The organism is Sinobaca sp. H24 (assembly GCF_023845525.1).
In genome coordinates this window covers 150,027-163,228 of record NZ_JALBWT010000011.1, presented here as the reverse complement: position 1 = coordinate 163,228, position 13,202 = coordinate 150,027, and the positions used below count along the sequence as shown (strand labels likewise).

Genomic DNA, 13,202 nt, shown 5'->3' with positions numbered 1-13,202 from the left:
TGTTCTTTTGGATAGATATCCTTTTCGAGCAGCTGAATAACGAGCTCTCCAGCCTGCTGGCATTCTGTTTCCTTATATTTGTTGATAGCAGGAGTAGAAGACGATCCAGGGATGCTCATACCAAGTGCTTCCACTGCGGCTGCCATGGTATTTGCTGTGTACATGCCTCCGCAGGCGCCGGCGCCGGGACATGAGTTACATTCCACCTGATGAAGTTCCTCATCATTGATGATGCCCTGCTGGTGCTGTCCTACAGCTTCAAAGGAAGAAACAATGTCTACGTCTTTTCCGTTCAGTTTTCCCGGCTGAATGGTGCCGCCGTATACGTATACACTTGGAAGGTTAAGACGGGCAAGTGCAATCAGGGAAGCCGGCGTCGTTTTGTCACAGCCGCCAATTGCTACAACCCCATCAAGGCGTTCAGCGCTGGTTACGGTTTCCATAGAATCTGCAATGATTTCCCGGCTTGGAAGGGAATAGTGCATGCCTTCGTGGCCCATCGCAATACCGTCAGATACAGTAATAGTATTAAATATCATAGGAGCACCGCCGGCCTGGGCAGCGCCTTTTTTTGCTTCCCGGGCAAGGCCATCGATATGTATATTACAAGGGGTGACCTCGCTCCATGTGCTTGCGATACCAATCATCGGTTTTTTAAAGTCTTCGTCTTTGAATCCTACAGCTCGGAGCATGGCACGGTTTGGCGTGCGGTTCGCGCCTTCGCTGATTACTTTACTGCGGATACGGAGGTCTTTCTTATCTCCCATTTTTATACATCCTCTCTCATCTGTTGTCAGAAAACTATGGCAATACTACTTATCATACTAGGAAATGCCGGAACTCGCAATATAGAAAAAGAAGCAGCCGCCTGGCTGCTTCTGGTTATTCGTTATCTGGAGTCAGGCGCGCACGTAGTTCTTCTTCGAGGCTTCTGTATTCTTCACGCTTATCCGTTGTCTCAGATATACTGCGAAGACTTGCATAAAATCTTTTTTCGTTGTGTTCAAATACAAACGGACTTATATAACCGCGGGCAATCATTGCTGCGAAGTTCCAGCACATTTCATGATTTTCTCCGGCCACCGATTCGGTAAGAAGCGCTAAAGCTTCCAGTACATCATTGGTAATGATCGGATCTGATTTTGCATAAATACTAATATGTGCTAAAGCAGCATATAGATAATAATCAAACGATTCATCTTCAATAATAACCCGGAGATCATTATTCGTGTCTGTTAAATAAGGAGTGAAGCGGGTGATTTTGGAAATGGAAAGCAGCAGGTCTGTAAGCTGGTAAATAGCGTTGGAAGCCGTGTTTGGATCATCGTTTCCAATTGATTTGATCGCTATTTCTTTTAGTTTGTTAATACCGAACTCAATATCCTGAACTTCCGTTTTCTTTGACCCGAGAAAAATAAACCGGCGCAGAGCGTTTTCATCAACCGGTGTGTTTATCTTTTTTCCAATAACTTACGACAGGAATGCCTTCGAGCACAAAATCACCGATTCGCTTTTCCAGTTTTACGACAAGATTATGGTCTTCCGCGTAGGAAACCATCCTGCGGTAATCGATAATCTGTACAAAGCCGGCACCGTCCGCGGCGATGTACATTTTGTCCGTTTCCGGCAGTTCATCGACAGAGGTGTTCGGTTCCTTTGTACGGTAGGGTTCAAGATCCTGCACTAAAGTAGCCAGAATTCGTTCCTGGGATTCGTTTTTCATGTTAAGCGTCAGGTTAGGCACCTGCATCCAGTTTACTGCATGGTTCAAAAAGTAAATAAAAGTAGCAAGCCCAAGAAACATAAAGATAATCGTTAAGGTAGGGAAAGCAACATATGTTTCTACATTGGCGTCGATCAGGAAAAACGCCATTAAAATAAATACAAATACTAAGTTAAACATTCCCAGAACGTGCTGGGTCCGTTTATCTGCTACAAACGTAACGAGCATCCGCGGCGTAAACTGGCCGGAGAAGTTCGTAAGTACGACGAGGATAGAGTTCAGCGTGAACGCGTTCAATGTAATACTCCCGGCAATAAGAGAGCTTACAATCGTACTTGTTTGAGAGTATCCTGCTGAGAAAAAGGCAGGAGCTGATTCTCCGTACTGACTGGAAATATCGATCCAGTAGGCTATTCCAGCGATACCTATTCCTATAAGTGCATATATGACGCAGATAAACCAGAGGTTTGATCGTAATTCATATTTTAATTGATGTTTCGATAAGCTTAAGAGCTTACGAATTGGTCTTGGCATAAAGCGTTGTAAGTTCATATATCATCCCCGCATTCTATTTTTAGTGCAAAGTGTACTGTACCACTTTCTACAGAATTTTACACTCCAAATTGTAAAAGGAAATGCAAAAGATAAATTTATTGACGGAAAAAGCCGCATCTATTACGATAGCTCATTAGTGTTTAGAATAGAGAGAGAAAGCGGGAATAGAATGAATACAAAAAAATCTTCATCCATGAAGCAGAATGACTGGCCGGTTATTGGAGTGAGCGGCGGTCTGCTCGTGTTGTTTATTATTGCATCCGTTATAAATCCGGATGCAGTCGGAAACTTTGTTAACATTACATTCGGATGGGCTGCAGCCTGGTTTGGCGGATTTTGGCAGCTTCTGCTGCTGGGTACGTTTATAACAGCGTTATACTTAGCATTTTCTACATATGGAAAAGTAAGGCTGGGAAATAAAAATGCACCGGAATTTGCAACAGGAAAATGGTTATCTATTATTATGTGTACCCTGCTGGCCGGAGGTGGTGTTTTTTGGGCAGCGGCTGAACCGATTTATCATTTTATGGAACTGCCGCCAGTATTCTCGGGAATAGAAGGTTCTTCTATGGAAGCTGCTGCCCCGGCACTTGCCCAGAGTTATCTGCACTGGGGCTTTCTTGCCTGGGCGGTACTCGGTACGCTGAGTACTATTGTTTTAATGCATGCCCACTATGAAAAAGGTATGCCTTTAAAGCCAAGGTCGTTACTATATCCAATATTCGGCAGGGGTATTGCGGAAAACAGCTGGATCGGATCAACTGTAGATATCTGCTCTATTATTGCTGTAGCGGCTGGTACCATTGGTCCTATCGGTTTTTTAGGAACTCAGGCAGGTTATGGTATGGAAACGCTTATGGGTATTCCTAATGAGTATCCTGTCCAGCTGGCTATTATTGCCGGCCTGGTTATCGTTGCTTCCATTTCCGCGGTAACAGGAGTCCATAAAGGCATTCAATGGCTCAGCAGCTTTAATGTCTGGTTTACAGTCGTTCTTATCGCAGTGATTCTGCTGGTCGGGCCGGGCGGGTTTATTATTGATATGTTTATATCTTCATTTGGAGTGTATGTTCAGGAATTCCCCCGCATGGCGACATTTCGGGGCGACGATGACTGGCTTGGACTTTGGACTATATTTTTCTGGGGATGGTTCCTCGGATACGGACCGATGATGGCTATCTTTATTACCAAAATATCAAGAGGAAGAACGATACGTCAGCTCGTATTATCAGTGGCGGTTATTGCCCCGGTAGTAACTAATTTTTGGTTTACGATTGTAGGAGGAACGGGGGTTTTTTATGAACTGAACAGACCCGGCTCTGTATCGGATCCATTATATGAAGGAGGGATGCCGGCTTCAATGATGGCGATTGTTCAGCAGCTTCCATTAGCAGGTGTCCTGACGTTTGGTTTTCTTCTTGTTACTATTTTGTTTGTTATTACTACGACTGACTCGATGGCCTATACGATTTCCATGGTAGTAAGCGGGAGAGATGAGCCTCATTCAATCGTCCGCGTTTTCTGGGTAGCGGCAATGGGTGGGGCAGCGGCCTGTCTTCTATTTATTGGAGAAGGCAGCGTAGATGCACTGCAGTCTTTTATTGTTGTAACGGCTGTTCCGGTATCTATTATTCTGCTGCCGACACTGTGGCTTGCGCCTCGTGCAGCAAAACAGATGGCACAAAGCCAGAGTATTTATAAAAAATAATAAAAAAAAGACTGCTGCGGGGAGGTCAACCGCAGCAGTTTGTTTATGATTTTGTTTTTGTTTTAGAAGTGGTAGTGGATGGAATGTCTGTTAGTTTCTCTGGTTTTGGTGTGATGGGCTGAACGTTCTCGCGGTTCGCCAGGAATTCCGGACGCGGCGACTGGCCGGAGAACGGGTGGGTGAGCTTGTTTTCGATGGAGTTGAATACAAAGAACACGTTGCTGCGCGCATACGGGGAAATGTTCCCGGATGAGCCGTGCATGGTGTTGCAGTCAAAGAAGAGCACGGAGCCGGCCGGGCCGGTGGCGCGCGTCGATGCTGCCGCCGGCTTTGTCGACGAGCCAGCTCATGCTGTCGTTGTCCGGCACGCCGCTTTCCTGCTTCTGCAGCGACGACTTGTAGTTCTCCTTCGGCGTCTCACCGGGGCAGGAAATGTACCATTTCTGTGAGCCCGGCACGAGCATCAGCGGGCCGTTAAACTCGTAGTTGTCGGTCAGCACAATCGAGCAGCTGACCGCGCGCATGTCGGGCATGCCGTCTTCGACGTGCCACGTTTCAAAATCAGAGTGCCAGTAGAACTCCTTGCCTTTAAAACCGGGCTTAAAATTAATGCGCGACTGCGTAATGTACACCTCACTGCCTAAAAGCTGCTGAGCCGCCTGGACGATGCGGTCATTTTGCGCGAGCGACTCAAAGAAGCCGCTGTCTTTATGAATTTCAAAACACGGTGCGGATATCGTTGCTTTCCGGCTCTTTGATCACTTCGACCGAGTCGCGGTCCTGGTTGCGCTCCATCGTCTGCTTGAGCTCGCGGATCATCGCTTTGATTTCGTCGGGCTCAAACAGGTTTTCAAACAGCAGGTAGCCGTTTTCGTCGTAAAAGTCTTCGTCCGCCTTCGTCAGCGGTCCCTCGGAAAAGTCGGGGTTTCTATAAGCCACCGGGTCCTTGCGCTCCGTAATGGACGCCTCGGCCTGGTGACGGGATGGGTATCGATCGGTAGTCATAATATGATGCACTCCTTCAGTATTAAATTTAGACCTCCGGTGTTATAGGCTTTTTCCTATTATTCGGAAAATAAAACATGGAAATCGAAAAAAATGTATTTTTCATGCCTCTTTTTGTATTTTTTACATTCTTGGAGTGAATTGGAAATAATATTTTCAGCTAAAAAAAGCGGCTGGAAACATCTTTGCATCAGCGGTTCAGCTGGAGGTATAAGAGACGCGCATTATACTTTTCTTCTATTAGAAGAGAAGTATTTTTTATTCCAAAAAAAATACAATCAGAAGGACTTGCTAAAGTAAACCCTTTCATTTATAGTTAAAGTACACATTATGAATGAGTATTCATTCAAACAAGGAGGCCGATCATGAAAACATCCATTCAAAAAGCAGCCGTACTTGGTTCCGGCGTGATGGGATCAGGGATTGCCGCTCATTTGGCAAATATAGGAATACCGGTAATCCTAATGGATATTGTCCCGAGGGAACTATCTGAAAAAGAACAAAAAGCAGGATTGACGATGGACGATAAAGCCGTCAGAAACCGATTAAGCGAAGTATCAAAAATGAAGCTGTTAAAGCAGAAGCCGGCACCGTTGACTTCCAGGTCCAACCTAAACTTAATTGAGACCGGCAATATGGAAGATGACATGGAACGGATCAGCGAAGTGGACTGGGTTATTGAAGTAGTTACAGAAAATCTGCCGATTAAGCAGAAGGTGTTTGAGCAGGTGGATAAATACCGCTCGGATACAACAATAGTGAGCTCCAATACGTCCGGTATTTCCATCGAAGCGATGGCAGAGGGACGATCCGAATCTTTCCAGAAACATTTTATGGGCACTCACTTTTTTAATCCGCCTCGGTATTTAAAGCTTTTAGAAATTATACCAACCAAACATACAAGCCGTGAGATTATGGAAGGCATGAAGCAGTTTGCAGAAGACACGCTCGGAAAAGGGGTCGTGGAAGCAAAAGATACACCTAATTTTATTGCAAACCGGATTGGAACATATGGACTGCTGATCACTGTACAGGAAATGAAAAAGCAGAATCTATCAGTCGGCCAGGTGGATGCCGTAACAGGACCCCTGATAGGGCGCCCGAAAAGTGCTACATTTCGCACACTTGATGTAGTAGGGCTGGATACCTTTCTGCACGTAGCCAAAAACGTCCATGATCAGGTAGAAGGAGAAGAACAGCAGGTTTTTGATTCTCCTTCCTTTATGAAAGAGATGGGGGAAAAGGGCTGGATCGGCAGCAAAGCCGGCCAGGGATTTTTTAAGAAAGAAAAAACGGCGGAAGGCAGCGCCATTCTGGAACTTAACACAGATACGATGGAGTACCAGGAACGTCAAAAATGGAAATCACCTGTCATAGAGCAGGCTAAACAGGAAAAAGACCCTGCCGTGAAATTGCAGACACTGGTGTTCAGCGAAGATGAAGTGAGTCACTTTTTATGGAGTATCCTCAAACCGGTTCTTCTTTATTCAGCCGAGAAAAAGGAAGAAATTGCAGACGACATTGTGGCAGTGGATGAAGCAATGAAGTGGGGCTTCGGATGGGAACAGGGACCTTTCGAAATTTGGGACAGTCTTGGTTTTAAAAAGACAGCAGGACGGATGACGGCTGAGGGCATCACTCTTCCCGGCTGGATTCAGAAGATGCTCGACAGCGGCATTGACTCTTTTTACAAACAGGACGGAGAATACTTCGAAAATGGCTCTTACGAGAAAAAGAAAATAAATAAAAAAGAAATATCACTTGCTTCGATAAAAAAATCACACGGCGTTATTAAGAAAAACGCGGGCGCCTCCCTCATTGATATTGGAGACGACGTCGCTCTGCTCGAGTTTCAATCACCGAATAATTCAATAGGACTGGATGTTATTCAAATGATCAACCAGTCGATTGAAGAGGTTAACAAAAACTATAAAGGCCTTGTTATCGGCAACCAGGGAAAAAACTTCTGTGTAGGCGCTAACTTAATGATGATTCTCATGGAAGCCCAGGATGATAATTTCTTTGAAATAGATATGGTAATCAAACAATTCCAGCAGGCAGCTATGGCTATTAAATATGCTGAACGTCCGGTCGTTACTGCGCCGCATGCTATGACACTCGGGGGCGGTGCGGAAATATGCCTGCCTTCTGCCAGCATTCAGGCAGCCTCGGAAACATATATGGGACTTGTAGAAGTCGGTGTCGGCCTGATACCGGGAGGCGGCGGAAACAAGGAGCTCTATATGCGTAATATTGAAGGCCTTGATCCGAAAAATACAGCCGGACTTCTTAAAGCTTCTTTTAAGACATTTGAAACCATTGCTACAGCTAAAACATCCACGTCCGGCCATGAAGCAGCAGACAACGGATTTTTAAAGGACAGGGATGCAGTTATTACAAATGCAGACCATGTGCTCTACCACGCCAAACAGCAGGTGAGCCATCTCTTTGATACAGGCTACCGCGCTCCTCAGCGTGAGAAAGTGGCTGTATCCGGAGAAGCAGGCTACGCCGCCATGAAGCTTGGAGCAAAAACAATGGAGCTCGGGGGAATGGCTTCGCCGCATGACTTAAAAATTGCCGAAAAGCTGGCACATGTTATTGCCGGCGGGAAAGTTCCAAAAGGAACGATGGTGGACGAACAATACCTTCTCGACCTGGAAAGAGAAGCATTCCTTAGTCTCGTAGGAGAGCCAAAGTCACAGCAGCGCATGCAGCACATGCTGTCTAAAGGAAAACCGCTGAGAAATTAAACGAATGGAGGGAACAGCCTTGAATGAAGCAGTCATTGTAGCAGGAGCAAGAACTCCTGTCGGAAAAGCAAATAGAGGAACACTGGCAGCCACCCGACCAGATGATCTGGGGGCGTTGACCATAAAAGAAACGCTGAAAAGAGCAGGCGGCCTCGACCCATCAACAATTGACGATGTTATTATCGGATGCGCCATGCCGGAAGCAGAGCAGGGCATGAACGTCGCCAGAAGCATCTCGGCGTTAGCGGGCCTTTCTTATACGGTGCCGTCGATTACAATTAACAGATACTGTTCATCCGGTCTGCAGAGTATTGCCTACGGAGCCGAACGGATCATGCTGGGTCACTCCCAGACTGTTATCGCCGGTGGTGCAGAATCAATGAGTATGATTCCAATGGGCGGCCACGTGATCGCTCCCAATCCGACGCTTGTAGATGAAGCACCGGAGTATTATATCGGCATGGGATATACAGCTGAAGAAGTAGCGAACCGGTTTGGTGTCAGTCGTGCAGACCAGGACGCATTTGCGGCAGAAAGCCACCGCAGAGCAGCAGCTGCCGTCGAGCAGGGGAAATTCACAGATGAAATCGTACCGGTGGAAGTAACAAAACGTTCCGTAGGGAACGATCACAAATTAAAAGAATCAACGGAAATGTTTTCCATGGATGAAGGCATACGTAAAGATACAACAGCAGAAACCCTGGCAGGACTGCGTCCGGCATTTCATCCGAAAGGATCCGTTACAGCCGGAAACGCCTCGCAGATGAGCGACGGCGCAGCCTCCGTTCTGCTGATGGACCGGCAGAAGGCGGAAGCGGAAGGGCATAAGCCTATTCTGAAATTCCATGGTTTCTCCGTAGCGGGTGTTCCTCCTGAAATTATGGGTATCGGCCCGGTGGAAGCGATTCCGAAAGCTGTAAAGCTAGCGGGTCTGGAAATGTCGGATATTGGGCTGTTTGAGCTCAATGAAGCATTTGCTTCCCAGGCACTGCAGGTCATTAGGGAATTAAAGCTGGATCACACAAAAGTAAACGTCAATGGAGGAGCGATCGCTTTAGGACATCCGCTCGGATGCACCGGAACGAAGCTTACCTTATCTCTTATGCATGAAATGATCAGACGCAATGAACAGTTTGGTGTGGTAACGATGTGTATTGGCGGAGGAATGGGTGCAGCCGGCGTGTTTGAACTGCTTCCACAATAAAAAGGAGGAATAAATGATGAGCAGCACAATAGAGCTTCACACAAAAGGCGGAGGCTTTCTACTCGGAGAAGTAACAGCAGACCAGGTATTCACACCGGAAGATTTCACGGATGAGCATAAAATGATTGCCAAAACGACAGAGGATTTTGTGGTTGGAAAAGTAGTACCGGAAACAGAAAAACTGGAAAATCATCAGTTTGACGTCTCCCGCCGCCTCTTAACGCAGGCTGGGGAGCTCGGTCTGCTTGGCGCGGATGTTCCGGAAAAATACGGCGGAATCGGCCTTGATAAAATCAGCTCCACCCTTATTACAGAAAAATTCTCCCGCGCCGGTTCCTTTTCCTTGAGCCAGGGGGCGCATGTTGGTATCGGCTCCCTGCCAATTGTCTTTTTCGGCAATGAAGAGCAGAAATCCAAATATCTTCCGGACCTTGCCACAGGAACAAAAATTGCGGCCTACGCTCTGACAGAGCCGAGCTCCGGATCAGATGCCCTCGGCGCAAAAACAATCGCTGTTCTAAACGATGCCGGAACACACTATAAGCTGACCGGTGAAAAACAGTGGATTACAAACTCAGCGTTCGCCGACGTCTTTATTGTGTATGCCAAAATTGACGGCGAGCATTTCTCCGCCTTTATTGTAGATAGGGAAATAGAAGGCGTTTCCACAGGGCCGGAAGAGAAGAAGATGGGAATCAAAGGCTCTTCTACAAGAACACTGATTCTTGATAATGCCCACGTACCGAAAGAAAATCTGCTCGGCGAAGCGGGACGCGGTCATATTATCGCATTTAATATTCTAAACGTAGGACGTTATAAGCTTGGTGTAGGCTGCGTCGGCGGTTCTAAGCGCGGTATTGAGCTGTCTGCTAAGTACGCGAACGAGCGCAAGCAGTTTAAAGTGCCAATTGCTTCTTTTAGAGGCATCCAGGAAAAGCTTGCTACGATGGCGTCAGAGACGTATGCGCTGGAAAGCTCTATTTACCGTACCGGCGGTCTTTTCGAAGAACAGCTGGGAAGGCTGAGTGAAACCGAGCAGGAAGACGGCGGGAAAGTTGCGGGAGCGATAGCTGAGTATGCAATCGAATGCTCGCTGAATAAATTCTATGGATCAGAAACACTCGATTACGTAGTAGATGAAGCAGTGCAGATTCACGGCGGCTACGGCTTTATGGCGGAGTACGAAGTAGAGCGGGCCTATCGTGATTCCCGAATCAACCGCATTTTTGAAGGCACAAACGAAATTAACCGTCTGCTGGTACCGGGGACAATCATGCGTAAAGCGATGAAAGGCGAGCTGCCATTCTTGGAAGAAGCTAAAAAGCTTCAGTCGGAAATTATGTCAATGATGCCGGAAGAGCCGGGATCAGAGCCGCTGGAGCAGGAGAAAATGCTTTTGAAAAACCTGAAGAAAGTATTCCTTCTCGTATCAGGAAGTGCTGCGCAGAAATACGGCAAAGGACTTGATCAGGAGCAGGAGCTTCTCTTTAACTCGGCTGATATCGTAAGCGATATTTATTCCATGGAATCCGCGATTCTCCGTACGGAAAAAGCGATGAATAAAAATGGAGCCGAAAAAGAAAATATGAAAATCATGCTTACCCAGGTATTCTGCCAGGAAGCAGTAAACCGCATTGAAGCACACGCCAAGGAGTCCATTATTCATATGGAAGAAGGAGATTCATTACGCACGATGCTCTCGATTCTCCGCAAGCTGACGCGTCACACGCCGACAGACGTGATCCGCATTAAGCGCACTATTGCAGAAAAAGTTCTCAAAGAAGAGCGTTATGTGATCTAGAGGTAATTAAAGATAAAACGGGCAGTTCATCTGTCCGTTTTTTTGTATTTCTATTTGTTATTAATTTTCGTTCAACCGTTCACGATAAAGGTCAGTTAGTGATTATATGTACCTATTACTTTGTATTTACATAAAAGTAAACATTAGGTAAACTGTATACCTATTCATGTTTTTGAAAAAGAAGGGAATGGTTGGATGAAGAGGGGTATGAAACAAAAAGCAGTAATGGCGGCTGGTCTATTTGTCATCCTGGCAGCGGGTTGCTCGCAGGAAGAAGCGGGTCCGGCAGTGGAAGAAGCAGAAAGTGCTGAAGTTTCGGAAGCGAATGAAGAGGCGGCACCGGAAACAGAGGAATCCGCAGAAGAATCTGTCGTTGAAGAGCAGGAAGCAGACAGCGAAGAAAGTGACTCAGAAGAACAGCAGGAAACATCAGCTGAAGAAACGGTGGAAGAAGAAACAGGTGAGATAAAGCAGGAAGAATTGGCTGCATTGGAAGGTTATTGGTTGATGTTTGATGATGAAACTGGGCATTCTATTTCGTTAAAAATTATATTAGACGATAATGAAAAAACTTTTCAATCTACTTATTATAGTGACCACTCAGGGGAAGTTGAAGTTAATTACAACATTACTAGTATAAATAACGGTCTAATAAAAGCAGAGGGAGACGTAGATTATATAGAAGGATCTACTATCACTTTAGAATTATTAGATAATGACATACTTTTATGGAAACAATTATCAAAAGAAATAATTTTTGATAGAGAAGATACTTCAGTGGCTAAATATATAGAAAGAAATGAAAATCAATCGAACGTCGAATCAAATGAAACAAATTCCAGCAGTGAATCAGCAGAAAATTCTACATCAGAAGCAGATGCCGAATCAGAAATAGCCTCTGAGCCGGACACGGAATCGATGAGTCTGGAGGAGCAGCTGGTGGAAGAGCTGATTCAATACGGTATTGGAAACGGCGGTACCCGTGACAGCTTTACCTTTTACGACCAGGCCTGGGAAACAGGAGATGATGGCAATCAGTATTATGTCATGACAGTTGGAGATGGTTCGAAAGTGGCTACCTTTCATGGTGGAGAAGACGGTAATCTTTATTTTTTGAATCTCGATTCTTTCCCGGATGAGGAGACAGCCGAATACACGAGAGTAGACTCTTATTAATTCCGCTTTTTTATTGAGTCGAGCCGGCAAGTAAATTAAGCTATAATAGCATCAAAAGAAAGGAGGCATAACATGGCAGTCGACATTTACAGCTATCCATCCTGCAGCACCTGCAAAAAGGCAGAAAAGTGGCTGGAAGAACAGGGAGTATCGTTTACAAGACATCACATTGTAGAATCACCTCCATCAGCAGCCGAACTAAAAAAACTTCATCAAATCAGTGATTACCCGATTCAGAAATTTTTCAACACGAGCGGGAAAAAATACCGTGAACTGGGTCTTAAAGATAAAGTGAAAGACGCAGAGAATGAGGAACTATATGATATTCTTGCTTCAGATGGTATGCTAATAAAAAGACCCATCGTTACAGATGGAAATCTTGTTACATTAGGGTTTAAAGAAGCTTTATTTGAGGAAACATGGAAACAATAAAGTAAATGAAAACTGGAGGAATGAACAATGAGCGTACCGAAGGAATTGAAGTACTCAGAAGAGCACGAGTGGGTAAAAACAGAAGGTGAAAAAGTCAGAGTCGGCATTACAGACTTTGCCCAGTCCGAACTTGGAGACATCGTATTTGTGAGCTGCCGGAAGTAGGAGACGAAATAAAGGCAGATGAACCATTCGGAAGCGTAGAGTCGGTAAAAACGGTTTCTGAATTGTATGCTCCTCTAAGCGGAACGGTCGTCGAGGTAAATGAAGACCTGGATGATTCCCCGGAATTCGTCAATGATTCTCCATATGATAAGGCATGGATGATTGTTGTAGAGCCATCCGACAGCAGCCAGATCGATGATTTAATGTCTGCAGAAGATTACGAAAAAATGGTCAGCGCCGACTAAAACGGCTGTTACATAAGAGGTCCGTCTCTTTAATAGAGGCGGGCTTCTTTTTTTGCTTTAAATGATTCTTTTTATCTTTTTTTGAAAGCATTCATCAAACCGCAGCCACCTCCGGCAAATTAGTTGACACCCGCTCCGGCCCCGTGCTAAGCTTCGATTTGTACTAAACAACCTACATACTTAATAACTCTTATCATGAGAGGTGGAGGGACTGGCCCTTTGAAGCCCGGCAACCGTCATTGTGTCTAATGAAATGGTGCCAATTCCTGCGAAGCGTGCGCTTTGGCAGATGAGAGAAAGGAACGAACAATAACCTTTCTGCTTATGATAAAAGCTGAAGGGTATTTTATTGTGTTTAAATAAAGGGATGTGTCAGCCTATTACAGGTATGATAAAGGATTTGTTCCAAGACCAAGTTATCTGGTATGATAAGTG

Annotated in this window: 12 protein-coding genes, 2 pseudogenes and 1 riboswitch; of the genes and pseudogenes, 7 read left to right on the top strand and 7 right to left on the bottom strand. The window is 45.5% G+C overall.

Annotation, left to right across the window (positions count from 1 at the left end):
• The 4 genes and pseudogenes from MMY81_RS15925 to MMY81_RS15910 all read right to left on the bottom strand — a co-directional run.
• On the bottom strand, positions 1 to 767 hold a 767-nt coding region (locus MMY81_RS15925; protein ID WP_252313644.1), incomplete at its 3' end, for a dihydroxy-acid dehydratase domain-containing protein.
• Between the two features lie 115 nt (positions 768 to 882).
• The gene (locus MMY81_RS15920; RefSeq protein WP_252313643.1) at positions 883 to 1,062 is read right to left on the bottom strand and encodes a hypothetical protein; all 180 of its coding nucleotides are present in this window, start codon (positions 1,060 to 1,062) and stop codon (positions 883 to 885) included.
• A gap of 96 nt (positions 1,063 to 1,158) precedes the next feature.
• Positions 1,159 to 1,416, bottom strand: a pseudogene (locus MMY81_RS15915) (DUF2254 family protein); the annotation flags it as partial.
• A gap of 22 nt (positions 1,417 to 1,438) precedes the next feature.
• Positions 1,439 to 2,275, bottom strand: coding sequence for a DUF2254 family protein (locus MMY81_RS15910; protein ID WP_252313642.1), 837 nt, complete (start codon positions 2,273 to 2,275; stop codon positions 1,439 to 1,441).
• Between the two features lie 172 nt (positions 2,276 to 2,447).
• On the opposite strand from MMY81_RS15910, the gene MMY81_RS15905 reads away from it, so the two are divergent.
• A complete protein-coding gene (locus tag MMY81_RS15905) occupies positions 2,448 to 3,986 on the top strand; it encodes a BCCT family transporter (RefSeq protein WP_252313641.1) in 1,539 nt (512 codons plus the stop codon).
• Positions 3,987 to 4,029: 43 nt separating this feature from the next.
• On the opposite strand, the gene MMY81_RS34115 is transcribed toward MMY81_RS15905, so the two are convergent.
• Genes MMY81_RS34115 through MMY81_RS34105 form a run of 3 tightly spaced genes read right to left on the bottom strand, consistent with a single transcriptional unit; the run spans position 4,030 to position 4,991 of the window.
• Positions 4,030 to 4,203 carry a hypothetical protein gene (locus MMY81_RS34115; protein ID WP_308215347.1) on the bottom strand — a complete coding sequence of 58 codons (174 nt, stop codon included), beginning with the start codon at positions 4,201 to 4,203 and terminating at the stop codon, positions 4,030 to 4,032.
• A 55-nt stretch (positions 4,204 to 4,258) separates the two neighbouring features.
• Positions 4,259 to 4,654 carry a phytanoyl-CoA dioxygenase family protein gene (locus tag MMY81_RS34110; protein ID WP_308215346.1) on the bottom strand — a complete coding sequence of 132 codons (396 nt, stop codon included), beginning with the start codon at positions 4,652 to 4,654 and terminating at the stop codon, positions 4,259 to 4,261.
• Between the two features lie 49 nt (positions 4,655 to 4,703).
• Positions 4,704 to 4,991: a phytanoyl-CoA dioxygenase family protein gene (locus MMY81_RS34105; RefSeq protein WP_308215344.1), complete on the bottom strand. Its 288-nt coding sequence runs from the start codon at positions 4,989 to 4,991 to the stop codon at positions 4,704 to 4,706.
• Positions 4,992 to 5,356: 365 nt separating this feature from the next.
• Between MMY81_RS34105 and MMY81_RS15895 the strand changes: the two genes are divergently transcribed.
• The 6 genes and pseudogenes from MMY81_RS15895 to gcvH all read left to right on the top strand — a co-directional run bounded on the left by MMY81_RS15895 (position 5,357) and on the right by gcvH (position 12,767).
• The gene (locus MMY81_RS15895; protein ID WP_252313640.1) at positions 5,357 to 7,744 is read left to right on the top strand and encodes a 3-hydroxyacyl-CoA dehydrogenase/enoyl-CoA hydratase family protein; all 2,388 of its coding nucleotides are present in this window, start codon (positions 5,357 to 5,359) and stop codon (positions 7,742 to 7,744) included.
• Between the two features lie 19 nt (positions 7,745 to 7,763).
• On the top strand, positions 7,764 to 8,948 hold the full coding sequence (locus MMY81_RS15890; protein ID WP_252313639.1) for an acetyl-CoA C-acetyltransferase: 1,185 nt from the start codon (positions 7,764 to 7,766) through the stop codon (positions 8,946 to 8,948).
• A gap of 16 nt (positions 8,949 to 8,964) precedes the next feature.
• Positions 8,965 to 10,749 carry an acyl-CoA dehydrogenase family protein gene (locus tag MMY81_RS15885; RefSeq protein WP_252313650.1) on the top strand — a complete coding sequence of 595 codons (1,785 nt, stop codon included), beginning with the start codon at positions 8,965 to 8,967 and terminating at the stop codon, positions 10,747 to 10,749.
• Positions 10,750 to 10,956: 207 nt separating this feature from the next.
• Positions 10,957 to 11,925, top strand: coding sequence for a hypothetical protein (locus tag MMY81_RS15880; RefSeq protein WP_252313638.1), 969 nt, complete (start codon positions 10,957 to 10,959; stop codon positions 11,923 to 11,925).
• Positions 11,926 to 11,997: 72 nt separating this feature from the next.
• Positions 11,998 to 12,357 carry an arsenate reductase family protein gene (locus MMY81_RS15875; RefSeq protein WP_252313637.1) on the top strand — a complete coding sequence of 120 codons (360 nt, stop codon included), beginning with the start codon at positions 11,998 to 12,000 and terminating at the stop codon, positions 12,355 to 12,357.
• A gap of 27 nt (positions 12,358 to 12,384) precedes the next feature.
• Positions 12,385 to 12,767 (top strand): annotated as a pseudogene (gene gcvH, locus MMY81_RS15870) (glycine cleavage system protein GcvH).
• A gap of 187 nt (positions 12,768 to 12,954) precedes the next feature.
• Positions 12,955 to 13,063, top strand: a riboswitch (SAM riboswitch).
• The last annotated feature ends 139 nt before the right edge of the window (positions 13,064 to 13,202 follow it).